The sequence below is a fragment of the Maledivibacter sp. genome (assembly GCA_025210375.1).
Taxonomy (GTDB): domain Bacteria; phylum Bacillota; class Clostridia; order Peptostreptococcales; family Caminicellaceae; genus JAOASB01.
On the sequence record JAOASB010000052.1, the window covers coordinates 15,123 to 40,652 of the forward strand.

General features: G+C 34.7%; 28 protein-coding genes and 1 riboswitch. Of the genes, 21 read left to right on the forward strand and 7 right to left on the reverse strand.

Features of this window, described 5'->3' with window-relative positions; all coding sequences use genetic code 11:
* Positions 1–121: 121 nt before the first annotated feature.
* From N4A68_17755 to N4A68_17780, 6 genes are read left to right on the forward strand one after another with little or no spacing between them, the layout of a single operon-like run.
* Entirely contained in the window at positions 122–1,189 is a 1,068-nt protein-coding gene (locus tag N4A68_17755) for a baseplate J/gp47 family protein (GenBank protein ID MCT4566141.1), read from the forward strand.
* Entirely contained in the window at positions 1,182–1,724 is a 543-nt protein-coding gene (locus tag N4A68_17760) for a YmfQ family protein (protein MCT4566142.1), read from the forward strand. Before N4A68_17755 ends, N4A68_17760 begins: the two co-directional genes overlap by 8 nt.
* On the forward strand, positions 1,721–2,017 hold the full coding sequence (locus tag N4A68_17765; GenBank protein MCT4566143.1) for a hypothetical protein: 297 nt from the start codon (positions 1,721–1,723) through the stop codon (positions 2,015–2,017). Before N4A68_17760 ends, N4A68_17765 begins: the two co-directional genes overlap by 4 nt.
* Positions 2,018–2,959 (forward strand): hypothetical protein, encoded by a 942-nt coding sequence (locus N4A68_17770; protein MCT4566144.1) that lies wholly within the window; start codon positions 2,018–2,020, stop codon positions 2,957–2,959. It begins immediately after the preceding gene.
* A gap of 18 nt (positions 2,960–2,977) precedes the next feature.
* Positions 2,978–3,325: a hypothetical protein gene (locus tag N4A68_17775; GenBank protein MCT4566145.1), complete on the forward strand. Its 348-nt coding sequence runs from the start codon at positions 2,978–2,980 to the stop codon at positions 3,323–3,325.
* Positions 3,325–3,447: an XkdX family protein gene (locus N4A68_17780; GenBank protein ID MCT4566146.1), complete on the forward strand. Its 123-nt coding sequence runs from the start codon at positions 3,325–3,327 to the stop codon at positions 3,445–3,447. The genes N4A68_17775 and N4A68_17780 overlap by 1 nt, the downstream gene beginning before the upstream one ends.
* Before the next feature lie 82 nt (positions 3,448–3,529).
* On the opposite strand, the gene N4A68_17785 is transcribed toward N4A68_17780, so the two are convergent.
* The gene (locus N4A68_17785; protein ID MCT4566147.1) at positions 3,530–3,703 is read right to left on the reverse strand and encodes an aspartyl-phosphate phosphatase Spo0E family protein; all 174 of its coding nucleotides are present in this window, start codon (positions 3,701–3,703) and stop codon (positions 3,530–3,532) included.
* 205 nt (positions 3,704–3,908) lie between these two features.
* On the opposite strand from N4A68_17785, the gene N4A68_17790 reads away from it, so the two are divergent.
* Positions 3,909–4,151, forward strand: a complete 243-nt coding sequence (locus tag N4A68_17790; GenBank protein MCT4566148.1) for a helix-turn-helix domain-containing protein — start codon at positions 3,909–3,911, stop codon at positions 4,149–4,151.
* Between the two features lie 210 nt (positions 4,152–4,361).
* Here the strand turns inward: N4A68_17790 and N4A68_17795 are convergent, their stop codons facing one another.
* Positions 4,362–4,592, reverse strand: coding sequence for a helix-turn-helix transcriptional regulator (locus tag N4A68_17795; protein MCT4566149.1), 231 nt, complete (start codon positions 4,590–4,592; stop codon positions 4,362–4,364).
* 152 nt (positions 4,593–4,744) lie between these two features.
* Here N4A68_17795 and N4A68_17800 point away from each other — a divergent pair, with 152 nt between their 5' ends.
* The 4 genes from N4A68_17800 (at position 4,745) to N4A68_17815 (ending at position 7,987) form a co-directional block, all read left to right on the forward strand.
* The gene (locus N4A68_17800; protein MCT4566150.1) at positions 4,745–4,942 is read left to right on the forward strand and encodes an aspartyl-phosphate phosphatase Spo0E family protein; all 198 of its coding nucleotides are present in this window, start codon (positions 4,745–4,747) and stop codon (positions 4,940–4,942) included.
* Positions 4,943–5,176: 234 nt separating this feature from the next.
* The gene (locus N4A68_17805; protein MCT4566151.1) at positions 5,177–5,395 is read left to right on the forward strand and encodes a hemolysin XhlA family protein; all 219 of its coding nucleotides are present in this window, start codon (positions 5,177–5,179) and stop codon (positions 5,393–5,395) included.
* Positions 5,396–5,411: 16 nt separating this feature from the next.
* A complete protein-coding gene (locus tag N4A68_17810; GenBank protein ID MCT4566152.1) occupies positions 5,412–5,621 on the forward strand; it encodes a phage holin in 210 nt (69 codons plus the stop codon).
* Between the two features lie 680 nt (positions 5,622–6,301).
* Entirely contained in the window at positions 6,302–7,987 is a 1,686-nt protein-coding gene (locus N4A68_17815; protein ID MCT4566153.1) for a glutamine--tRNA ligase/YqeY domain fusion protein, read from the forward strand.
* Positions 7,988–8,019: 32 nt separating this feature from the next.
* Here the strand turns inward: N4A68_17815 and N4A68_17820 are convergent, their stop codons facing one another.
* From N4A68_17820 to N4A68_17830, 3 genes are all read right to left on the reverse strand, one after another.
* Complete coding sequence (locus N4A68_17820; GenBank protein ID MCT4566154.1) at positions 8,020–8,484, reverse strand: hypothetical protein; 465 nt, start codon at positions 8,482–8,484, stop codon at positions 8,020–8,022.
* Between the two features lie 526 nt (positions 8,485–9,010).
* Positions 9,011–10,477, reverse strand: coding sequence for a cell wall metabolism sensor histidine kinase WalK (locus N4A68_17825; protein ID MCT4566155.1), 1,467 nt, complete (start codon positions 10,475–10,477; stop codon positions 9,011–9,013).
* Complete coding sequence (locus N4A68_17830) at positions 10,474–11,154, reverse strand: response regulator transcription factor (protein ID MCT4566156.1); 681 nt, start codon at positions 11,152–11,154, stop codon at positions 10,474–10,476. Before N4A68_17830 ends, N4A68_17825 begins: the two co-directional genes overlap by 4 nt.
* Before the next feature lie 252 nt (positions 11,155–11,406).
* On the opposite strand from N4A68_17830, the gene N4A68_17835 reads away from it, so the two are divergent.
* Positions 11,407–12,570 (forward strand): M20 family metallopeptidase, encoded by a 1,164-nt coding sequence (locus tag N4A68_17835; protein MCT4566157.1) that lies wholly within the window; start codon positions 11,407–11,409, stop codon positions 12,568–12,570.
* Between the two features lie 257 nt (positions 12,571–12,827).
* Here the strand turns inward: N4A68_17835 and N4A68_17840 are convergent, their stop codons facing one another.
* Positions 12,828–13,913 carry an HD-GYP domain-containing protein gene (locus tag N4A68_17840; GenBank protein MCT4566158.1) on the reverse strand — a complete coding sequence of 362 codons (1,086 nt, stop codon included), beginning with the start codon at positions 13,911–13,913 and terminating at the stop codon, positions 12,828–12,830.
* Positions 13,914–14,184: 271 nt separating this feature from the next.
* Between N4A68_17840 and N4A68_17845 the strand changes: the two genes are divergently transcribed.
* Positions 14,185–15,051, forward strand: coding sequence for a sugar phosphate isomerase/epimerase (locus tag N4A68_17845; protein ID MCT4566159.1), 867 nt, complete (start codon positions 14,185–14,187; stop codon positions 15,049–15,051).
* Positions 15,052–15,160: 109 nt separating this feature from the next.
* Here the strand turns inward: N4A68_17845 and N4A68_17850 are convergent, their stop codons facing one another.
* Positions 15,161–15,787, reverse strand: a complete 627-nt coding sequence (locus N4A68_17850) for an ECF transporter S component (GenBank protein MCT4566160.1) — start codon at positions 15,785–15,787, stop codon at positions 15,161–15,163.
* Between the two features lie 84 nt (positions 15,788–15,871).
* Positions 15,872–15,990, reverse strand: a riboswitch (FMN riboswitch).
* Positions 15,991–16,734: 744 nt separating this feature from the next.
* Between N4A68_17850 and N4A68_17855 the strand changes: the two genes are divergently transcribed.
* The 8 genes from N4A68_17855 (at position 16,735) to N4A68_17890 (ending at position 25,451) form a co-directional block, all read left to right on the forward strand.
* On the forward strand, positions 16,735–17,514 hold the full coding sequence (locus tag N4A68_17855; GenBank protein ID MCT4566161.1) for a short-chain-enoyl-CoA hydratase: 780 nt from the start codon (positions 16,735–16,737) through the stop codon (positions 17,512–17,514).
* A gap of 155 nt (positions 17,515–17,669) precedes the next feature.
* Positions 17,670–18,515, forward strand: coding sequence for a 3-hydroxybutyryl-CoA dehydrogenase (locus N4A68_17860; protein ID MCT4566162.1), 846 nt, complete (start codon positions 17,670–17,672; stop codon positions 18,513–18,515).
* Between the two features lie 19 nt (positions 18,516–18,534).
* Positions 18,535–19,713, forward strand: coding sequence for an acetyl-CoA C-acetyltransferase (locus tag N4A68_17865; GenBank protein MCT4566163.1), 1,179 nt, complete (start codon positions 18,535–18,537; stop codon positions 19,711–19,713).
* 292 nt (positions 19,714–20,005) lie between these two features.
* Positions 20,006–20,422 (forward strand): MaoC family dehydratase, encoded by a 417-nt coding sequence (locus N4A68_17870; GenBank protein MCT4566164.1) that lies wholly within the window; start codon positions 20,006–20,008, stop codon positions 20,420–20,422.
* 130 nt (positions 20,423–20,552) lie between these two features.
* On the forward strand, positions 20,553–21,692 hold the full coding sequence (locus N4A68_17875; GenBank protein ID MCT4566165.1) for an acyl-CoA dehydrogenase: 1,140 nt from the start codon (positions 20,553–20,555) through the stop codon (positions 21,690–21,692).
* A 13-nt stretch (positions 21,693–21,705) separates the two neighbouring features.
* Entirely contained in the window at positions 21,706–22,488 is a 783-nt protein-coding gene (locus N4A68_17880; protein ID MCT4566166.1) for an electron transfer flavoprotein subunit beta/FixA family protein, read from the forward strand.
* Positions 22,489–22,513: 25 nt separating this feature from the next.
* Positions 22,514–23,524, forward strand: a complete 1,011-nt coding sequence (locus N4A68_17885) for an electron transfer flavoprotein subunit alpha/FixB family protein (protein MCT4566167.1) — start codon at positions 22,514–22,516, stop codon at positions 23,522–23,524.
* A gap of 574 nt (positions 23,525–24,098) precedes the next feature.
* Positions 24,099–25,451, forward strand: coding sequence for a TIGR00366 family protein (locus N4A68_17890; GenBank protein MCT4566168.1), 1,353 nt, complete (start codon positions 24,099–24,101; stop codon positions 25,449–25,451).
* Positions 25,452–25,530: the final 79 nt, after the last annotated feature.

A 25,530-nucleotide genomic window follows, 5' to 3' on the forward strand; every position in this document is an offset into this window, starting at 1 on the left:
GACAAAACTGCTTTGTAAAGGGAGCTAAAAGGAAACCTCAGAGTCTACTTTCGTTCCTTAAGTTTTATTGGCGTAAAACTATATAACCTGCAACCCACAACCGAAAAGAGGTGAACCGATAATGATAGAAGAAAAACAAACAATCCAAAGCCGTATGCTTCACAATATAGTGGGTAAATACGACAAAACAGAGGGCTCCTTCATATATGACATAACAAAACCCGTTGCCATAGAACTAGAAGGAATAAATAGAGATATAGAATTAGCTAAGGAAAAGCTAAGTATTGAAAACCTTCGATATCAGGGCCTTGAACAAAGGGTATATGAAAGAACAGGAATCAAAAGAAAACCAGCAACCAAAGCATCTGGCAGTGTAACTATTACTGGTAGGGTAGGGGCAGTGATAAACAAAGGTGATATTGTTTCAAGCGATACCGTTAACTTTATTATAAAAGAAGCCAAAACAATAGACAGTTCAAAACAAGTAAAAGTACCAGTAGAATGTGAAGACTACGGGCCTGTAGGGAATGTACCTACAGGCTCTATTCAATACTTTCCCATCACTATTGAAGGAATAACAACCGTAACTAATGATGCAGACTTTAACGGTGGATATGAAGCAGAAGATGATGAAGCACTTTTGCAGAGATATTATGAACGTATCAGAACCCCTGTAACCTCTGGCAATAAATATCATTATAAAAATTGGGCTAAGGAGGTTACTGGAGTAGGTGACATAAAGGTTATCCCCCTATGGAATGGTGACAATACAGTGAAACTTATAATCATTGACTCCAATAAACAGCCAGCCAGTCAAGAACTGGTGAAAATGGTACAAGACTATATCGACCCAAATATACAGGGCCTAGGGGAAGGAAAAGCACCCATTGGTGCTTTTTGTACTGTCATAAGTGCCAATGGAGTAAACCTAGACATATCCTTTAAGGCTATAAAGGATAATGGGGTAAATGATAATACAAGACTGCAAAGTGTCAAAAACAATATAATCGATTATCTCAAAGAAATAGCCTTCAAGGAAACCACAATAAGCTATAACAGAGTAGCCAGTATCATATTGGATTCAGAGGGAATAATTGACTTTGAAAATCTAAAAATCAATGGGCAGACAGCGGCCATACATTTAGCTGATGATGAAGTACCAGTGCTGGGGGTGGTGACAATTGCGTAATAAAAAAATGATAAATTACCTACCCTCCTATGAACGAAGCTCCAGGGTATTCCAAGACGTTATAGGTGCAGAAGCCAAGGAGATAGACAATGAAACCCTAGTTATAGGGGATTTCATAAAACAATTATCAATTGATACTGCCACATGGGGTTTAGAAATATATGAAAAAGAGCTGGGCATAGGGACAGATATAAATAAAAGCCATGAAGAAAGAAGAAGCGTAATCAAGTCTAAATATAGGGGCATAGGGAAGTTCGACAAAACCCTACTGGAAAGCATAGCCAATGCCTATACAAATGGGAGAACCAAGGCTACCTTCAATGGTAAAATCAATGTTTTTTTTGAAGATATTAAAGACAATATCTTAAACCTAATGGACTTTGAAAACACCCTAGAGGAAATCAAGCCAGCCCATTTAGACTATACACTATCTATTAGGGATAATGACCATATCAAGCTTCAATATGAAACTAGGCTAACACCTGTAATTTTCCCTATTTGTAATCAAATCGTAGCCGGAGGTGAAGTACTATGATAACAGATGACTTTCTCTCAAAACTAGCAACATATATAGAATCCCAGATAACAAGCTGCCAATACGTACTAAAGGGCAAAGCACTAGATATCCCCATTCACAGCAAAGAAGTCAATGAATCAATAGTAAAGGTAAATATCCTACTAGATGAAAATGTCCAGGGCAATATCACGGAATTCAGATTGTATGATGCTAACGGAGAAATAGCAAAGCAAGAGACCTGTAACATAATCAAAGCTAAGGGAAGAGGACTACACAAAATCTTTAGCATTTCAGTAAAAGAGGTGATATAAATGGCATACAATCCAACAACTTGGAAGGATCAAATAGTAACAGACCCCACCAAGTATAAGATAACCAAAGAGAATGGAACTGAAGAATTGGTCAATATACAAAAAGCCCCAGGAGAAATAGTCCAAGAGGGGACTAGAATCACAGCTGAAAAGCTAAATAATATGGAGCAGGGAATTAAAGGAGCAGCTGATCTAGTAGGTGATTTAGCAGGAGAAGGAAGGACAGAAGAAACTGTAAAGAAGAATGCAGAGGATATAGGGAGAGTTTCTGCGCAAATGGCTGATTTAGCGACCAATAAAGATACAGCACAAGACGGCCAAGTTTTAAAAAGTAATGGTGATGGAACAGCAACTTTTAAAAATGAATATACCCACCCAACAGGTGCAGGATATAAGCATATTCCTAGTGGCGGAAATATTGGTGAAGTTTTGATAAATAGTGGCAATGGACAGGTCGAATGGGGGCAACCTAGTGATGCTAGTCTTGAGAGGTTTTATTTATATAAGCAAGGTATTGAATATGTACCGTTCAGTATACATACCGAAGGTGGTGCAACAGTACAAAAGCAATCAAAACAAGTTTTGCTAGATTTGAATATCATGAACGCGAAAAAAAATGCTACTTTTTATACATCACAGCCTATTAATTTACAAGGCTTTAATGCAATTCATGTTATATATACTTTTGAAAGAACTATTGGGGAATATGCCCCTTCGACAAATATGATAATTAATCCTATTCCATATTTTGATTCTTCTTTTGGGCCGGGGGGAAGTAGCGTAGAGTTATCGGTTTCATCTTCAGGTAAACAATATCTATCTCGTACACTAGATATATCTAATGTGGATAATTTACAATATGTGGAAGTAAAATTATTTTACTATAATAATACTAGAGGCTGTAAGGTAGAATTACAAGAACTTTATCTTACAAAAAATTAAAAGAAGGTGATGATTTGAATGAATAGGATTAAAATAGACCATTTTGGCAGAATTTTAAAAATAGATGATGGTTTTATACAAAAAAGTCCAAGTAACTTTATACAAGAAATACAAGCTGAATTATCCAGTAATATAATAGTAGAGCCAAAGGCATATTTTATTAACATAAAAGAAAATGGGGAAATTATAATAGAAAGAATTAAAAATTATGATTTAATCAAATTTAAAAATAGTAATGTTGAATTAGGAAAACAACTTTTTAAATCTCAAACAGAGTTGCTTAAATCTGAAACAGAAAATTCAAAATTAGAACAAAGATTATTTCAACTTGAAACACAATTACTTTCTAAAGGGGTGATTTTATAATGACTGATTATGAGTGGTGTAAAAAAGCGTATGACAATGGTTGGGCTACTGCTGAAATGTTGCAAATATGGGTAAATGCTGGTAGGCTAACGCAAGAAGAATACAGTGAGATAGTTGGTTAACCATCACAAACCAAGGCTTTAACGTACCCCACGCACACAACAAAAGATCTCCATAGATAGTAGAGACAAGATGACAGATACACTATCCACCCATAAGATATCGTTGTGCCAGAACAATATATCTGTCTAGCTCTTGGCTTATTTCTACTACTTGATCCGTATGTCCATACTCTTTGTATGCTTGGTTCAATCTTAATCGGAGATCATGTATTCTATTATTAATCTCTTGTTGAGAAAAACTATCTTTTTTCTGCATATTTACACCTCATTTATAAATTGAAATAATAAGATTTTAATAGGGAAAAAGACCTTATTTCCATGAAGTATATAGTTTGTATATAGATATCAGAATGAATATAATAGCATGTATTTTCTTTATAAACATTATAGCACAACATGCTCCCTATAAGTGAACAATAATTCTATGATAATAGGATTAAAATTTACTTAGAGGTGACAATATGAGAAATAGATATGCGGATAAATATATAGAATTGGGAGAAAATATAAAAAAGTATAGGAAGAAGCTGGGACTATCACAGGAAGAATTAGCTAATAAAATGAGCATAAGTAGGAGCTATTTAAGTAAGATAGAAGCACCAAATTGTCAAAAGTCATTTTCCGTAGAAACATTATTTTTATTAGCTGAGACCTTACACATTCCTGTGCATAAGTTATTAGAGTTTGAGAATGAGGAAAATTGAGTTTAACTTTGGGAAATCTATATTGTATAACCAAACAAAATGTGACCTGGTAACAGACACCTATATACACTTGAAATCACGTGTATATAGGTGTCCGTCCACAAGTCACATTTTCTTTTTAAGCTTTAAATTATATCCTACAGTAGTTTATATTAATTAACCATAAAAGATACCGATGGTATGCATTATATAAAATATCATCAAATTTACCTACTCCCTAAACTCAAATAACTTAGCGACCTCAATCTCCAAAGCCTCTGCAATATCAAAAAGAGTGGAGATAGAAAATGACTTTTTCATATTTGGAGCTTCAATTTGACTTAGGTGAGTTCTACTGATATGAACTTTTTCAGAAAGGGCCATTTGGGATAAGCCCCTAAGTTTTCTATAATAAGCTATATTTAATCCTAATTGTTGGAATTTCTTTGCATGTTTTTCCATAGTTAACCACCTCTATTTAATTCTACTTAGTAAAATATATTGGTTAAACAAGACAATGTTATACATTTGCAATATAATATATTGCAAAAGCCAATCTTAAGGAGTAAAATATAATATAATGGTTTGCACGGAAGAGGGTTGAGTTGGTTAAAATGGAATATAAAAATACAAAAAATGAGTCAAGCCAATTTGAGGTTGAAGGGAAGATAAGTGAGCTGAGGTTAAAACTAAATAAAGCCATAGAATCCAATATAGATAAATCTGAAATAGTTAATATTAGTCAAGAATTGGATAAATATATTGTACTTAAGCAAAAGAAATTAGGTGGAGAAAAGTATGGTAGTAAGTGATTGAATAACCACCGAAAATGTGACAAGGGACAAACACCCAGACACACTTCAAACCATGTGTCTTAGATGTATCAGTCCCAAAGTCACATTTTCTTTTTAAACTTCAAATTATATTTTATATAGGGTTTTCATAGTATAAGTTAAAGTCTATAATAAAACCCCTATAATCATGTATGGAAAAAATAAAAAAATCATGACTACTAGGATATAGGACAAAAAAAGGTAGGTGTTTGAATGGGTATTTGTGATAGGCATCATGAGGTAGTGAGCAGACTGGATGACCATGAAAAAAGGATAGGGAATCTAGAAATCAATGATGCCAAGATGAGTGAAAAAATTGAGAATCTTATTGAAAAATTAGATAGCTTGACTACTTGGATAAAAGCCTTGGTGATGCTTGGAATAACATCGCTAGTGGGCTTTTTCTTTTGGTATGTACAAAGCATCAAATGAAGGAGGAGAGATAATTATGCTAGAAAGACTAAAGAACCCAGGTACAATCATAACCATAGTATCGGCAGCTCTTTTGATTGCAAGTAATTGTGGCTTAGAAGTAGATAATGAAGCCATAATGACCTGTGTAAAGGCCGCATGCACCATAGGGATAACATTGGGAGTTCTAAACGATCCAAGTACACCGGGCTTAGATTTACCATTTTATAATGATAGATATAGATAAATAATATTAACATTAAAAATAGAGCAAATTGCATAATTACTTTCTATAAAAACCATCTACTACATGTAGTTTTAAAACCCTCAAAGCTATACCACCAAATATGCTTATATCTTAAGTAATTAAATTAAGGATGATATTCGCATATGCAATTGTGCCAAGTAAGAGTTATGTAATTTCCTCAATTAGTAATTATGTGGTATATTATAAATAAGCAAGACAACAAACGGGACAATGTTGTCACCAAAAAAAGAAAAGAAGGTGTTTGGGCACCTTCTTTTCTGCTGTCTATTTTACCCCTTGGATTAGTGTAGCTATTGCTGTAATCAAAGTAGCTAATGATGTTAAAATTTTTACTATGATCACCAAAGTCATATTTTTCCTTTCTCCTAGGTATTATTAATCTTATAATAGGAATAATATAAAAAATAGTAATATATAGCCAAAGGTATGGTTTCAGACTGCTGAAAAAGTCAATTCTTAGGGCAAACTTCGAAAACATGACATGGGGACAGACACCCAGACACACTTAAAAGAGTGTTTGTCAGATGTGTCAGTCCCCAAGTTACATTTTCTTTTCAATTGTGTCTGGAATTACCTTGAGTTTTGCTTTGAAATAACCTATATTTTATGGTACTATTAGATAATAATGTATACAGTATATAGATGAGGAGGTATGAGGGATGCCTACTAATACACATGATGATAACAATACTCCTATGGCATCAAATTTTATTCATAGAATAATAGACAAGGATTTAGAAGAGGGAGTTAATAACAGCGTACACACACGATTTCCACCTGAGCCAAACGGGTATTTACATATAGGAAGTGCCTATGCGATAAATATTAATTATGGGGCTGCTCAAAAATATGATGGAAAGTTCAATCTTAGATTTGATGATACTAATCCAACTAGAGAAGATATGGAATATGTGCAGTCGATCATTGACGATATCAAATGGCTTGGAGCAGATTGGGAAGACCGTTTGTTTTATGCTTCCGATTATTTTGATCAATGCTATGAATATGCAATCAAACTAATCAAAGAAGGCAAAGCCTTTGTATGTGATTTAAGTAAGGAAGAAATGAGGGAGTACAGGGGCACATTGACTGAGCCTGGAAAAGATAGTCCATATCGTAATCGGTCAATAGAAGAGAATCTAGAGCTGTTTGAAAAAATGAAAAACGGTGAATTTAAAGAGGGCTCAAGGGTGCTTAGAGCCAAAATAGATATGTCATCGCCTAATATGAATATGCGTGATCCAGTAATATATAGAATCCAGTTTGAACACCATTATAGAACCGGTGACAAGTGGTGTATATATCCTATGTATGATTATGCTCATCCTATCCAAGATGCCATTGAGGGCATAACCCATTCCCTTTGCTCCGATGAGTTTAAGGATCATAGACCTTTATACGAGTGGGTTATAGATGAAATAGGCTTTGAAAAGCCCCCTAAACAAAGGGAATTTGGTAGAATGGGCGTTACAGGAACAGTAATGAGTAAAAGATACCTTAGGGAATTGGTTGAGGGTGCTTATGTCAATGGATGGGATGATCCACGTATGCCTACCCTACAGGGACTAAGAAGAAGGGGATATTCTCCAGAGGCCCTAAGAACCTTTTTAAATGAGGTTGGAGTATCAAAAAGTAATAGTACAGTGGATATGGCAATGCTAGAGCATTTCGTGAGAGATGACCTTAAGCTGAGGGTTCCTAGAGTAATGTCTGTACTAAATCCTCTCAAAGTAGTTATAACAAACTATCCAGAGGGTGAGACAGAGTGGCTAGAGGCAGATAATAACCCAGAAAATCCTGAAATGGGTAGTAGACAAATTCCATTTTCAAGGGTGGTATATATAGAGAGAGAGGATTTCATGGAAGAGCCTCCTAAGAAATACAAAAGACTTTCTCCCGGTGTAGAGGTTAGATTAAGACATGCTTATTTCATAAAATGTGAAGAAGTAATAAGGGATGAGGAAACTGGAAAAATTTTAGAGCTGAGATGCACCTATGATCCAGAAACTAAGAGTGGTACAGGCTTCACAGCCCGTAAACCAAAGGGTACCATTCATTGGGTTTCTGCTGATCATGCAGTTAAGGCTGAGGTTCGCTTATATGATCGTCTATTGATGGATGAAGAGAATGAAGTAGATGATTGGAAGGAAAATCTAAATCCAGATTCACTAAAGGTATTAAAGACAGCCTTTGTTGAGCCACAGCTAAAGGATGTAGAACCAGGAAGCAGCTACCAGTTTTTAAGGCATGGATATTTCTGCATTGACGCTAAGGATTCCTCAAAGGATTCCCTAGTAATTAACAGAATAGTATCCCTAAAGGATTCATGGAAGAAAAAGAAATAAAATAAATAAGAGGGGCGGATAGCCCCTCTTATTTATTTTATTCCACATCCATTTCCTCTACCGGCTCCAAGACCTCTGCCCATGCCCTTTCCACAGCCTCTACCCATGCCTTTTCCTTGACCTTTTCCAGATCCTCTACCGAAACGAACTCCATATTTTTGACCTAGTCTCTGTGTACCAGTGCCATCGCATGTTTCCATTAGCTTCAATATCTCGTCGGCTTTTTCCTGAGTAATTTCTTCCTTTGCTACCTTGTCAGCAATGATTTGCTTTTTGCTTTCTAAGAATGAAGCTTTAAACTCCTCATAAATCCCTGAATCCTTAGCCAATTGACCAAAGGTTTTGTCGTTCCCCTTGAGGTCGTATGCTTCCTCAACAGTTTTTCCAGTTAGGCTTCCGTATATTTCTGCTGGAGTCTGAATTGAGTCCGCAAAGGAAATCATACCTACTGATAATACAAGACCTGCAACTAATAGTGATGATAATAATTTTTTCATTTGAATTTCTCCTTTCAAGATTTAATTTTTTTATTTTATTTTACAAGTTGAGTAAATTGCATAATTACCTTCTGTGAAAATCATCTACTATATATAATTTTCAAATCTCCAAAGACATACCACCTGTAGTATGTAATAGTGCCAAGTTATAATTATGCAATTTCCTTAAGTTAATTATAGATTTTGAATGTGACAACTATGTGACAAGAAAAAGTAAATTTGAAGATATCAAATTCATCCTTAGATGAATTAAGTTGCAGGTTACAAGCTGCAAGATATTCTGTCATACTTTGGGGACTTTTTTAATTTCTAAGATTTAATGAATCAAACAAAAAAACAGCAAATATGCAATAATCCACATATCTGCTGAAACTTTAGACTTTATGTTGATAAATTCACTTATATACAAGGGTTATCCACAATTAGAATATTTTATTGAAAGTTTTCTCGAAGAAAAAAATAACTTAAAAGAATGACCTGAAAACTTGCAACTTGGAACATGGAACTTGCAACTAACAAAGCGACCTTAGTTGCCTTTGTCCATATCAAACCAAAACTTAACTCCACCATCCACATTAGAAACTCCAAAGGAGCCTTCATGGAGCTTTAATATTCCTTTGACTATGGAGAGTCCCAGTCCAGTTCCACCGTATTTTCTAGTTCTGGATTTGTCCACCTTGTAGAAGCTATCCCATATTTTATCCATTTCATCCTCTGGTATGGCTTTACCCGTATTTATTATTTCAACCCTAACCCTTTGAATATGATCTTTAATATTTATACCTATGGCTTTTCTATCATCAACATGGTTTATAGCATTATTTATGAAGTTCACCAAGACCTGCTCTATTCTAGTAATATCAGCATATACATTTACATCTTTACTATCAGAATCAATTTTAAGGTTGATGTTTTTTTCCATAAGGATAGGTTTAAACTTGTCAATATTTTTTTTGGCTAAATCATAGATATTAAAGCCTTCCTTCTGAAGATGGTATTGTCCGGATTCCAGTTGGGATAGATTAAGCAGATCCTTCACTAGCTTATCCATTTGCTTTGCCTCATCAATTATCACATCACAATAGAAGTTTTTGCTTTCTACATCTTCAATTACTGAATCCTTCAAGCCTTCTCCATAGCCTTGTATCAATGCTATTGGGGTTTTAAGCTCGTGGGAAACACTAGAGACAAATTCCTTGCGTAACTTTTCCAGTTGTCTTTCCCTTTCTATATCCTCTTTAAGCTTTTTATTGGCCATATTAAGCTCAGTTATGGAGATATCTAGCTTATCGGAGAGGTAATTAATGGTTTCACCAAGCTGTCCTATTTCATCTTTATTTTTAATGACATATTTTTTACTGAAATCCAGTTTAGCCATGGTCTTCGCTACGTTATTAAGCTCTATTATGGGTTTTGTAAATATCCTAGAGAATATAAAAGCAATGAGCGTTCCTATTATAAGGGATATTATTCCGATATAGATATGAAAGCTTTTAGCTATTTCTACACTTTCTTTAATTGATGATACGGGGGATTCAATCACTAATATATGACCATTTAATAGTCTGGAAGCTAAAACAAGTGAAAGGGTATTGAATCTTGGGTGAATGTATCCCTCTAAAACAGTTTCACCATTTAAGACCCTTTCAACTCCGCTGTTGGTGAGTAGACCAATGCCCTTAAGATGTCCCCGTCCCATTCCACCCATTCTAGGCATAGGGGATGGGTTATATATTTGAGTACCCTTTTCGTCTAGTATGGTTATATTTCCTCCAATCCCATTCTCGATATTTTTTAGGGTAGGCTCAATTTCATCAATATTATCATTGTAGATAGTATTTATTTTCTTGCTATAAGCAAATAGGCTATCCTTTTTTCTTTCCAGATAGTAATCCTCCAGATATTTGGTGTTCAGTATCCATGAAAGACTGACTATTATTAAAGCAAATATGGTGATTCCAATGAATAATTTTATTCCTATAGAATTTTTCATTTCTTCACCTCGAATCTATAACCCACACCCCTTATTGTTTGTATATAACTATTTTTATTTCTTAGCTTCGTCCGTAATCTTTTTACATGGGTGTCCACAGTTCTTAAATCCCCATAATAATCGTAGCCCCACACTCCATTGAGTATTTGTTCCCTAGTTAAGGCTTTTCCTTCATTTTGAACCATAAAGTGAAGGAGTTCATATTCCTTTGGGGTCATTTCTATTTCTTTTTCTTCGATGATTACCCTATGGCCATTAGTATCTATTTCTAATCCATTATAGGAGATTTTTTCATTTTCCATATAAGATCTCCTAAGTAGGGCTTTTACCCTAGCAACTAAAATCTTGGGACTAAATGGCTTAGTAATATATTCATCGGCTCCAAGCTCAAATCCAAATAGCTCATCGGATTCCTCACTTCTAGCCGTAAGCATTATGATAGGAGCCTTAGATGATTTTCTAATTTCTCTACAAACCGTCCATCCATCGTATTCGGGCATCATTATATCCAGTATAATTAGATTTATTTCTACATTATTAAAAATATCTAGGGCTTTTCTACCATCTTCAGCTTCGACGATGGTATAGCCTTCTTTTTTAAAATAATCGGATATCAACCTTCTCATTCTACTTTCATCTTCAACTATGAGTATTCTCTTAGTACTGATTTTTTCCACCTCCACAACCATCTTACATTTATTATACCTAAATTATTTTGTACAGAAACAATAAAGAGTATTTTTCACAAAGTATTACTGCTTTTGTAACATAATCGACACAAAGGGCATATGGTATGGATACAAAATTAAAGAAGGATTTAATTCATAATAGATAGAAATATAAATATTTATGGATGTACAAAAAACTATTGGTTGAAAATACCTAAGGAGACCATAGGATATTACCATTCAAAATGAGGGGGATAAATCATGGATATTAAGGAGTTAGCTAAAAAATATAAACAATATGTTATTGATATGAGAAGGGAATTTCATATGTATCCAGAGTCAAGCTGGCATGAGGTGAATACCTCTAAAAGAATTAAGGAAGAGCTAGATAAGATGGATATACCATATATTTCAGTAGCTGGGACAGGTATTGCGGCCACAATAAAGGGTGGAAAGCCAGGAAAAACAGTGGCATTAAGGGCGGATATAGATGCACTGGAGGTTCAGGAAGCAAACGATATAGAATATAAATCTAAAAATGATGGTATGATGCACGCTTGTGGTCATGATGGACATGGGGCTATGCTTTTGGGAGCAGGAAAAATATTGAATGATATAAAGGATGAAATAGAAGGAACAGTAAAATTATTTTTCCAGCCGGCTGAAGAGATTACCGAAGGGGCAGAACAAATGATAAAGGAAGGTGTTATGGAAGGAGTAGATGGAGTTTTTGCCATCCATCTCTGGGCTGATATAGAGTATGGTAGGGTATCTGTGGAAGCTGGCCCCCGTATGGCGGCTTCGGATATATTCAAAATCAAGGTTAGTGGCAAGGAAGGACATGGGTCTATGCCCCATCAAGGAGTGGATGCCATTGTTGCGGCTTCAGCCATAGTAATGGATATACAATCCATTGTTAGTAGGGAGATAAGCCCCTTAGATCCTGCCGTTGTCAGCATAGGGATGTTTAATTCCGGAACAAGATTCAATGTCATATCAAACGAAGCCGTGTTAGAAGGTACAACCAGATGCTTTAATAAGGATGTCAGAGACAAATTTCCTGGGATAATTGAAAGGGTTGTGAAAAATACTGCCAAGAGTTATAGGGCTAAGGCTGAGGTTGAATATACATATGGTACATTCCCAACTATAAATAATGAACATTGTTCAAAAATAGCGGAAAAATCCGTTGAAAAGATATTGAATAGGGAGGCAATAACCTTATTTGAAAAGATAACTGGGGCCGAGGATTTTTCCTGCTTTTTAGAAAAAGCACCTGGAATCCTAGCTTTTGTTGGAATAAGGAACGAAGCAAAACAAGCATGTTATCCACATCACAATGCAAATTTTCAAATGGATGAGGAGGCATTGGAAATAGGAACAGCATTATATGCACAATATGCAGTTGATTTTTTAACTGCTTAGGGAATTGCTTTAGATTTTATAAAAGTAAAAATAAATACAAGTAAGGAGATAATCATTTTATAGGGATTTTAGTATAAACTTTAATTTATACACGTTCAAAATGCCCAGAAGCATCGCATATTTGTCCATGTATAAATTAAGGTTTTAACTGGAATATCTATATTTCCTTACTTTTATTTATTTCTTAAACCTAAGATAAGGACTTCTAAATCTGTAACTTGCAGCTTGAAACTGTGAAAAATATTTTAAGTCTTAGGCTATAATATTTTTTCTATATATATACTTTTTTCATGGCTTAAATCCAAAATGACGTTATCTACTTGTACTATAGGTCTTGATAAATCATGTTTATTGATAAACATAATTTTGGCTTCTTCACCGGTAGAAAGCAGACACCAGCTATCTAAGTAACAATAAGCAATGTTTTGTAGAAAGGTCATTAAGAACTTTGTATCCAAATGGCCCAGATATTCCTGTTCGAATCTATGGATCACATAAAAAGGAGTAAACTTACTTCTATAGGGACGATCTGAGGTCAAGGCATCGTAGACATCTGCTATGGCTACAATCTTTGCATAGTCATTGATTTGATTATTTTTTGCTTTTAAGGGATATCCACTTCCGTCATATCTTTCATGGTGCATCAAAACTGCCATTTTTATATTGTAATCAATGTCTTGCTTTTCAATGATTTTAAATCCATACTCAGCATGTTTTTTCATTATAGCTTCTTCTTCATCGGTCAATTTACTCGGTTTGTTTAAGATGCTTTTATCGATTTGTGTTTTGCCGATATCATGTAGTAGACCTGCAACGCTTATGTTCATAAGCTCCTTTTCCCCGAACCCCAACCACTGTCCAATTGTGTTAGATATTAGAGAAACATTTATACAGTGGGAATAAGTATAATCATCAAAGCCCTGAAGGTTATTTAGAAAACTAAACAAATTACTTTTATATTTGATGGTGGTTAATAGCTCATCGCTGATACAAAACAATTCGGCAACGTTAATACGTTTTCCTTCACTTATGGATAGCATTTGATCCTTTAATGACACGTTATTCTCCATATAGGATGCTTCAAATAGTTTAAGGCGTTCATGATTTTCCTTTGACCTACGTATAGGGTGAATGGGCTCACTTGGGCTATTTACCTTTGGCATAAATTCTTTGATTGGGACATCGTGAATTTGATATAGTCGAAGCTTCCTTAAGTGTTTTCCATCTAATTCCGTATTGGCACCTATTAGCATTTGACCAACATCAGTAAAAATATCTCGGGCTGTAATCATACCAGGATTTACATGGTCGATTGAAATAATTTTAGTTGTATATTCTCCCATATATTCACCAACTTCTTCATATGTATTAGTAGTAAAAAAGTATTGATAAGATGTTAAAGTGTTTCTAATTATTACAATAGTTATATAAATGATGACAAATTTCCTGCTAAAAAAAGGAATAAGCAAGAGAAAATAGAAAATAGTAATAAAGTCCTATTTTTATATAATAAAACTTTCTAATGCAGATATCAACATTTTAAATAAAATTTGTTTATAATGGAAAAGTATAATATTATATACATATAATCTGACCTATAAAAAGGAGTATCTAATGGGAATTATGACTAACTTAGGTATTAATACAGTGAATTTAGAGGTTGAAAAAGCCATTGAACTTGGATTTGGAAGGGTAGAGCTTTGCCTTGGGAAGGAAAGGCTTTACGAAGATAAGTTAAGCAAATTTCATGATCAAATAGGGAGATGTAAAGAATTACAGCTGCCATATAGTATTCATTTACCCGTATATGTTGAAAAGTGGTATCCATATAATTACTTTTCCGCATTCTTTATAGATGAAGATAAAGAGAAAAGGGAAAAATCCTTTAGGTTATTGGAATACAATTTAGACAAGTTAAAATCATGTAATCCCGATTACTATGTTCTACACTTCCCGGGTATATCTGATAGTTGGAAAGATACAAGGGAGTTTTCTAAAATCCTTGATGAAGCCTTAGATAGAGTAGATGCCATTGCTAAAGAATATGATGTGAGAATAAACCTAGAATACTTTGGCTCAAATAAGAATTTTTGTGATTATAATGAGTGGATTGCTAAAATAAATGAATATGATAGTCTAGGGATACTAACGGATACAGGACATCTATACTTTGCATCAATAATGTGTGGATTCGATTTCATTAGGTCCTTAGAGGTGCTTTCCTGTGGCTCTGATGCCTTTCATGTATGGACTACTAAGGGAGATAAAGCATATTTTGATTGTTATTTTTATAAGAAATATCATCATATAGGGCCCCATATTGATCAGGTAAAAGCAGAGGGATGGGCATTTGATACGAAAAAAGTAATTGAGATCATTTCTAACCAAAATAAACCCGTCATAATAGAACCTTCTATTAAATACAAAGGAAGGGAATATTTAATAGAAGGAATAAAAAGTGTAAAAAAATACTTTGAATAATAAAAGGACTAAGCCTTGTTTGCTTAGTCCTTTTATATTATGATATTTTACATTCCTAAGAAAATGACTTCAAAACTTGCAACTTGCAACCCACATGACGTTAGTTAGCTTACTTACTAATCAACAAGTGTGAAATTCTTTTATAAATAAGTATAGTCAATATTGAGACTACTAGACCCTTTAAAAGATTAAAGGGTGCTACCCCGTAGAGGATCAAAGTTTTTACATCAGTTATGGCTCCATTTGCTGCGGCACTCCAGGCAATGATCTGTTCTATTGGCATCAACTTAGCATAAAAGGGGATTAAAATATAGTAATTTGCTATACTACCTACAATTGACATCAAAACAGTACCAAGTAACATTCCAAAAAGGGCCATGGATTTTTTACGGTTTTTAGCATAAAGGGCACCGGCTGGGATAACCAAGGAAGCTCCCACTAAAAAATTCGCAAGCTCTCCAACTCCACCCGTATTTGTTTTAGTAATTAAATGAAGTAGATTTTTTATAATCTCTATTATAACTCCAGCCACAGGACCTAGTGCAAAGGCTCCTATTAGGGCAGGCATATCACTTAAATCTATCTGAAGGAATCCAGGGAAGAAAAATATTGGGATTTCTATAAGCATAAGAATATAAGCTATTACAGATAGCAAAGCTATTTTTACCAAGGAATTAGTTGAAGACAAACCACTTGCATCAAAGACACTCTTCTTTTTAGAAATTGTTTTTTCCATTGTATAACCTCCTTTTAATATTCAAAAAATATTTAAGCCCCGAAGTAAGACCTCAGGGCTTGATTACAAAAATACGCACAAAAAAACCTTCTTCTTCCATCCAGACTATACTGTCGGCTCCGGAATCTCACCAGATCAACCATATCATATGGCTCGCGGGCTATACCGCCGGTCGGGAATCACACCCTGCCCTGAAGAAAACACGTATTTAGTTTGTAATTAAACATTAACATTAATGTTTATGGATGTCAATAGTTTTATTTGAGCAAATTACATAAGTACCTTTTACAAAAAATATAGTTCTAAAATCCTTAAAGCTATACCATCAAATATCCTTATATCTTAAGCAATTAGATCAAGGATGATATTCCCATATTTGGCTGGAACAAGTAAGGGTTATGTAATTCCCTTAATAAAATAAAAGTGCAGTTACAGGATGGATAGGGTATAATTAATTTAAGCAATATATCCCAAAAAAATACATAGGGGTTTGAGGTAAGTTAATGAAAACTTCCTTTAAAAGTGTAAACAAAGTATACATGTAAACCATGTACACATTTAGCAAAATTCAATTCATTTTTTGATTATATAAAACATATATTCATGTTGTAGACGTAATGTGTTGTATTTAATTAAATTTTTAAGCGGGTATAATTAAATGCAAGTGTTCAATAAGTTTACAAAAAAACATTGTTTATGAAGAAAAAAATCCATGAAATTAGAAAATTAGATATTAGAATTATTTTTAAAGCAATAAATTTATCCATTGCTAGTAAAAATTTAAGAAAGAATAGATTCACAATTATGATTATATGAGCCCTTGATTTACAAGGGTCTTATAAATTAAAATAATTTTCACAATGTAATTTTTAAATAAAGAAATATTTTCAATTTAAAAACTTGGCACAGCATTTGCAACAGTAAATTAGCGTGAGGGAGGGAGAACTATGGATTATAAAAATTTATTATTAAGAAAAGAAAATGATATAGCGATTTTAAGCTTTAATAGACCTAAGGTCTTAAATGCATTAGATAGTAGTGTTTTACAAGAGTTAAACCAAGCAATAGATGAGATAGAAAAGGATAATGATATCAATGTTCTTATTATTACAGGAGAAGGTAAAGCCTTCGTGGCAGGAGCAGATATTTCTGAAATGAAGGATAAGACTGCTGAAGAAGGAAGACACTTTGGTGAACTTGGATCAATGGTATTTAGAAAAATTGAACTAATGGAAAAACCAGTTATTGCAGCCGTTAATGGATTCGCTTTAGGTGGCGGATGTGAACTTGCAATGAGCTGTGATATAAGAATAGCAGGAGAAAAAGCTAAATTTGGTCAACCAGAGGTTGGCTTGGGTATTACTCCAGGATTTGCAGGAACTCAAAGACTTCCTAGATTAGTAGGTAGTGCAAAGGCTAAGGAATTAATCCTTACTGCCAACATAATAAATGCTAATGAAGCTGAAAAAATTGGACTAGTGAACAGTGTTGTTCCTCAAGATCAGTTAATGGATGAAACCTTAAAAATGGCTAAGAAAATTGCATCAAATGGACAAATCGCTGTTAAATATTCAAAAGCAGCTATAAATAGAGGAATTAATTGTGATATAGATACAGCTATAGAAATAGAAAAGGATTTATTTGGACTATGCTTTGCTACAGAGGATCAAAAAGAAGGTATGTCAGCATTCTTAGAAAAAAGAAGTGCGGAGTTCAAGAAAAAATAAAAGCTTGAACCCATATTATCCATAGAAGATTTAAAACTCTGCTACGTCCTTTTGTTTTTCAAACATTCCATGGATAATCTAGATTTAAGTATCAAATACCAAGTTTTTGAATTGGATTTATATTTATAGAAATGTTTATTTAAGGAGGAGAATCAATGAAGGTATTTGTTTTAGGAGCAGGCACAATGGGTTCAGGTATCGTTCAGGCCTTTGCACAGTCAGGATATGAAGTGGTAATGAGAGACATCGAAGAAAGATTCGTTGAAAGAGGAATATCCATAATAACTAAAAGCTTAGACAGAAGTGTAAAGAAAGAAAAAATAACTGAAGAAAAGAAAAATGAGATACTGGCTAGAATTACACCATCTACAGATATTAACCTAGCAAAGGATGCAGACTTAGTAATAGAAGCAGCAGTAGAAAACATGGAGATCAAGAAAAAAATATTTGCTGAGTTAGATGGAATTTGTAAAGAAGGAGCGATACTAGCTACAAATACATCTTCACTTTCAATAACAGAAATAGCAAGTGCAACTAATAGACCTGACAAGGTTATAGGAATGCATTTCTTTAATCCAGTTCCAGTTATGAAGCTTGTAGAGGTTATCAAGGGAATAGCTACATCAGAAGAAACAAAAAATACAGTGCTGGAATTAACTAAGAAATTAAATAAAACACCTGTAGAAGTAGAAGAAGCTCCAGGATTTGTAGTAAATAGAATACTTATTCCTATGATAAATGAAGCCGTTGGTATATTGGCCGATGGAGTTGCAAGTGCAGAGGATATAGATGCGGCTATGAAGCTTGGTGCCAACCATCCTATAGGACCTTTAGCGTTAGCAGATTTAATTGGTAATGATGTAAACCTAGCAATCATGGAAGTATTGTATGAAGAGTTTGGAGACTCAAAATACAGACCTCATCCACTACTAAGAAAGATGGTAAGAGGCGGTCTTTTAGGTAGAAAAACTGGTAAAGGTTTCTATGATTATTCAAAATAATTAATCAGGAGGATTAATAATGAGAGAAGCAGTAATTGTAAGTGCCGTTAGAACTCCAATTGGATCATTTAATGGCAAATTTAAATCAGTATCAGCTGTTGATTTAGGTGTAGTAGCAGCAAAGGAAGCAATTAAAAGAGCAGGTATTAAGCCAGAAATGATTGACGAAGCACTTATCGGTAATGTATTACAAGCAGGTCTTGGACAAAATGTTGCTAGACAAGTGGTTATTAAATCAGGCATACCAGATACAGTACCAGCTATTACTATAAATAAGGTTTGTGGTTCAGGACTTAGAACTGTAAGCATGGCTGCACAATTCATTATGCTAGGAGATGCAGATGTGATCTTAGCAGGTGGTACAGAAAGTATGACTAATGCTCCATACGTTCTTAACAAAGCTAGATGGGGACAAAGAATGGGCGATGGTAAATTAGTTGACTCAATGATAACCGATGGATTATGGGATGCTTATAATAATTATCATATGGGTATCACAGCTGAAAATATAGCTGAGAGATGGAATATTACAAGAGAAGAGCAAGATGAATTTTCATTAGCTAGTCAACAAAAAGCTGAAAATGCTATTAAAACAGGTAGATTCAAAGATGAAATCGTTCCAGTAGAAATACCACAAAGAAAAGGCGATCCTATACTAGTGGATACAGACGAATATCCTAAGTTTGGTGCTACTATAGAAAAGCTTGGAAAATTAAGACCAGCATTCAAAAAAGATGGAACGGTAACAGCAGGTAATGCATCGGGTATCAACGATGGTGCGGCAATGTTTATAGTAATGGCTAAAGAAAAAGCGGAGGAATTAGGTTTAGAAATTTTAGCTACTGTAAAATCATATGGATCTGCTGCTTTAGATCCAGCTATCATGGGATATGGACCAGTTCCATCATCTAAAAAAGCTTTAGAAAAAGCTGGATTAAAGGTAGAGGATTTAGATTTAATAGAAGCAAATGAAGCATTCGCAGCTCAATCTTTGGCAGTGGCAAAAGACTTAAACTTTGATATGGATAAAGTAAATGTAAATGGTGGAGCTATAGCTCTAGGACATCCTATTGGAGCATCCGGGGGAAGAATTTTAGTTACTTTAATCCATGAAATGATAAAGAGAGATTCTAAAACAGGATTAGCGACTCTTTGTATTGGTGGCGGTCAAGGAACTGCTGTAATTGTAGAAAGATAGTTTTGAGCTGGCGACCTAATTCTAGGCGGTGGACTTGTAATTAACTGATTTCAGGATTAAATACTGTGATTTGGAATTGGTAAATTCCATCGGTAACTACGTAAGCTTATACTATAAAAACCCTATATTGGTTACCGATAATAAAACTATTTTTATCTATAAAATTTTGGCTTTGAGGCTCTGCCTCAAAGGATGATCACTCAAGTTTAGCCTTGTGGATGTGTCAGAATAACTAAGAAATTCGTCGTTCTGACATATCTGCAAAGCCCAAGAAAAAAGGGAGGTTAATATAGTGAAGGGTAAAACAATTAACCAAATAGCAATTGGTGACAAGGCATTTTTCCAAAAGACCATAACTGAAACAGATGTTTACCTTTATGCTGGGATCACAGGAGATATAAATCCTGCTCACATCAATGAGGAAGTATCAAAGGATACAATGTTTAAAGGAAGAATTGCCCATGGTATGTTAACAGCTGGATTGGTTTCAGCAGTTTTGGGAGTACATTTACCGGGTCCTGGGACCATTTATTTAGCACAGGAACTTAAATTCACAGCTCCAGTAAGATTTGGTGATACAATAAAAGCCGAAGTAGAAGTTATAGAAAAAATAGAAGAAAAAAATAGAATAAAGCTTAATACAATCTGTACGAATCAAAACGGAGATGTAGTTCTTAAAGGCGTGGCTACTGTAATGCCACCAAAATAAGATGAACAATGGCTCTGTTTAAAAAACGGGGCTAAAGCTTTTAAAAAACATGTTAATTAATAAACAAACAAAGTGTATAATGTAAGTTAGTAGTTCTATTTTAAATATCATTGTTAGAGGAGGAAATAGTATGGATTTTCGCATTCCAAAAGAACATGAAATGCTACGTCAAATGTACAGAGAGTTTGCAGAAAATGAAGTTAAGCCACTTGCAGAAGAAGTTGATGAAAAGGAAATGTTTCCTGTAGAAACTGTTAAAAAATTAGCTAGATTTGGTTTCTTAGGAATTCCATTCCCAAAGGAATATGGTGGTGAAGGTGGAGATCACCTAGCATATACAATGGCAGTAGAAGAATTATCTAAGGTTTGTGGTACTACAGGGGTTATAGTATCAGCCCATACTTCATTATGTGCAGCACCTATATATGAACATGGTACTGAGGAGCAAAAGCAAAAGTATTTAATTCCCCTTGCAAAGGGAGAAAAATTAGGAGCATTTGGATTAACTGAGCCTAATGCAGGTACTGATGCAGCAGGACAACAAACAAAGGCAGTATTAGATGGAGATCATTATATCTTAAATGGTTCAAAAATATTCATAACAAATGCAGGCTATGCAGATATATATATTATTATGGCAATGACAGATAAAAGCAAAGGCGTTAAGGGAATATCAGCTTTCATAGTTGAAAAGGATTACGAAGGCTTTAGCATTGGTAAAAAAGAAGCAAAAATGGGTATCAAGGGTTCTGCTACATGTGAGCTTATATTTGAGAACGTTAGAGTTCCAAAAGAAAACCTACTTGGAAGAGAAGGTAGAGGATTTGGAATCGCTATGAAGACCCTTGATGGTGGTCGTATAGGAATAGCAGCTCAAGCTTTAGGTATTGCCCAAGGATCAATAGACGAAACAGTAAAATATGTTAAGGAAAGAAAGCAATTTGGAAGATCAATAGCTAAATTCCAAAATACTCAATTCCAACTTGCAGATATGCAAGCTAAAACTGATGCAGCAAGACTTTTAGTATATAGAGCTTCAACAGCTAAGGAAAATAAATTACCTTACAGTACTTATGCAGCTATGGCTAAGCTTTTTGCAGCTGAGGCGGCTATGGACGTTACAACTAAAGCAGTACAATTACATGGTGGATATGGTTATACAAGGGAATATCCAGTTGAAAGAATGATGAGAGATGCTAAGATAACGGAAATATATGAAGGTACTTCAGAAGTTCAAAGAATGGTTATAGCAGGAAGCATGTTAAGATAAGGAGGGCTTGAAGATGAAAATAGTTGTTTGTATTAAACAAGTTCCAGATACTACAGAGGTTAGATTAGACCCTAAAACAGGTACTCTTATAAGAGATGGAGTTCCTAGTATTATAAATCCAGATGATAAAAGTGGTTTAGAAGCAGCTTTAAAATTAAAGGACGAGGTTGGAGCAGAAGTAACTGTTCTTACAATGGGACCACCTCAAGCGGATAAGGCATTAAGAGAAGCTTTAGCAATGGGAGCAGATAAAGCAATATTATTAAGTGATAGAGCCTTTGCTGGTGCAGATACTTGGGCGACATCAACTACATTAGCAGCAGCTTTAAGAAAATTAGACTTTGACTTAGTTATAGCAGGAAGACAAGCGATTGATGGAGATACTGCCCAAGTAGGACCACAAATAGCTGAGCATTTAGAGCTTCCACAGGTAAGCTATGTTGAAGATCTTGAGCTTAGCGAAGACAGTTTAATATTAAAGAGAGTTTTTGAAGATGGATATCATAAGATCAAGGTAAAAATGCCATGCTTAATAACTACTCTTAGCGAAATGAATGAGCCAAGATACATGTCAGTAGGTGGAATATTTGATGCTTACAGAGAAAAAGAAATAGTAAACTGGAGCTTGAAGGATATAGAAGTAGATTTGACTAACATAGGACTAAAGGGTTCACCTACAAAGGTTAAAAAATCCTTCACAAAGGGAGCTAAGTCTGCCGGTGAAGTATTTGAATTAGAACCTAAGGATGCAGCAAAAGTTATCGTAGATAAACTAAAAGAGAAATTTATTATATAATAAATTGGTTTAAGGAGGGAGTACCTTGAATATTGCAGAATATAAGGGCGTTTTCGTATTCGTTGAGCAAAGAGAAGGCGAAGTTCAAAGAGTTTCTTTAGAACTTATTGGAAAAGGTAGAGAAATTGCAGAAAAATTAGGAGAAACAGTTACAGCAGTAGTTTTAGGTAACAATATTGCGGATAAAACAAAGTCTTTAATTCACCACGGAGCAGATGAAGTTTTATATGTTGATGATGCGGCATTAGATATATATATGACAGAGCCATATACAAAGGCATTAACAGAAGTAATCAATACAAAAAAACCGGGAATATTCCTAATTGGTGCAACAGCCATAGGAAGAGATTTAGCTCCTAGAGTTTCAGCTAGGGTTCATACAGGACTTACTGCAGACTGTACTTCATTAGATATAGACGATGAAACTAGAAATCTATTAATGACAAGACCTGCATTTGGTGGAAATATAATGGCTACAATCATTTGTCCTGACCATAGACCTCAAATGTCTACTGTAAGACCAGGAGTTATGCAATTATTTGAAAAAGATGAAGCTAGAGAAGGTAATGTAGAAGAGGTTAAAGTAGCATTTGCTAAAGAGGATATGAATGTTGAAATATTGGAAGTAGTAAAGGAAACAAAACAAAAGATTAATATTGAAGAAGCTAAAATCCTAGTTTCAGGTGGTAGAGGTATCGGAAAAGCTGAGAGCTTTGAAGTTCTTAAGGAATTAGCTGCCGGACTTGATGGACAGGTATCAGCATCTCGTGCAGTTGTAGATGCTGGATGGATTGATAGAGATCATCAAGTAGGTCAAACAGGTAAAACAGTAAGACCAGACCTATATATAGCTTGTGGTATTTCTGGAGCTATTCAACATTTAGCTGGTATGGAAGAGTCAGAATTCATAGTAGCTATCAATAAAGATGCAGGGGCACCGATATTTGAAGTTGCAGATATAGGGATTGTTGGGGATTTAAATAAAGTAGTACCTGCATTAATTGACGAGCTTACTGCTGCAAAGGATGCTAAATAATAATCTAAGACATCACATATTTTACAAATATTTTAGTAAAATGGATAGGACAATACACAATCAATCTCCTAGTATATGCTAGGAGATTGATTAGTATAAAGCTATTTTCAGAAAACTAAAATTTTTCACATAAAATTTTCTCGGGGTAAATATGATTAAAAAGTATATATCAATAAAAAAGCCATAGAGTATATTAACAATGGTATGTTAGCTATAGAAGAAGCAAAGAATGGAACAGTTTTGACGTAAACAGGTCTATATGTAGCGGTTGACGATATAAAAGATACAACTCAGGTAGAATTAATTGTAGCTGATAGCTTAAAGAAAATGTAATTATAATATATAATAGAATTAACTGGGGTATGGGGATATGGGTGTCGATAAAATAAATTATTTCAGCCATGTCACTTTTATATACAAGACTTAGAAAAATTTTCTACATAGTTTCTGCTTATAAACAATGGCTTCATTGGAGCCACTGTTTAAAACCTTAGTTTCCATCATTTTTTAAAGCCTTATACCCTTAAATGGGCACCCAAAAAATATTTTGGTCAAAAAATAAGGAGGTAAGAAGATGTTTAAAAGAATTACTAATGGTTGTGTCGCAATTGTACAAAAGTATTTACCAGATCCATTTTTATTCGCTGTAATACTAACTTTTATTGTGTTTGGATTAGGAATTATATTTACTGGTCAAGGTCCAATGGCTATGGTGCTTCATTGGAGTGGAGGATTCTGGAAGCTTTTAGCGTTTTCAATGCAGATGGCATTAGTATTGGTTACTGGACATACCTTAGCAAATGCTCCTATAGTTAAGAAGGGGCTATCATCCTTAGCAGGTATAGCAAAAACTCCAGGGCAGGCCATCATAACTGTTACAGTAGTTTCAACAATAGCATGCTGGATTAACTGGGGATTTGGACTAGTAATCGGAGCCTTATTTGCAAGGGAATTAGCTAGACAAGTTAAGGGCGTGGATTATAGATTATTGATTGCTTCAGCCTATTCAGGCTTCTTAGTATGGCATTCAGGTCTTTCTGGATCAATACCACTAAAGCTTGCTACACCTGGTAAAGACTTAGCGACAGCAACCGGTGGGGCAGTTACAGAAATTATTAATACAAATTCTACGATATTTTCTTCATACAATATAATTATTTTTGGTGTTATATTAATTGTTATGCCATTTCTAAACAAAGCAATGCATCCTAAGGCCGAAAACGTTATGGCTATAGATCCAAAATTGTTACAGGATGACGATGATATTGCTGCCACTTCAACTAAAAAAATGACTCCAGCCGATAAAATGGAAAACAGTCCAATAATCTCAATTTTAGTTGGGATCATGGGATTTGCCTTCATAATCTATTATTTCAGTAAAAACGGATTTAAATTAAACCTAAATATAGTAAACTTCTTGTTCCTATTTACGGGTATCATACTTCATGGAACGCCTAGAAGATTCTTAGATGCTGTAGCTAATGCTGCAAAGGGAACTTCAGGAATAATACTTCAATTTCCCTTCTATGCAGGAATCATGGGAATGATGACGGGGGCACCTGCTGAAGGAGTATCCTTAGCAGGTGCTATGTCAAACTGGTTCGTAAATATCTCAAATCAAACTACCTTCCCATTATTTTCATTCTTGAGTGCAGGACTTGTTAACTTCTTTGTACCATCCGGTGGTGGACAATGGGCAGTGCAAGCTCCTATAATGATGCCAGCCGGTGCTAAACTAGGTGTTCCAGCGGCTAAGACTGCAATGGCCATAGCTTGGGGGGATGCTTGGACAAATATGATTCAACCTTTCTGGGCATTACCAGCATTGGGAATAGCAGGTCTTGGGGCCAGGGATATAATGGGCTTCTGTGTTATAGACCTAATTTGTACAGGTGTAATAATAGCAGCAGGACTAATGTTCCTATAGTTACAAAATTATAAAATCTATCGAAATATATAGAAAAAAGGGAATTCTTGTAGGATTCCCTTTTGTTTTGGTTTATATA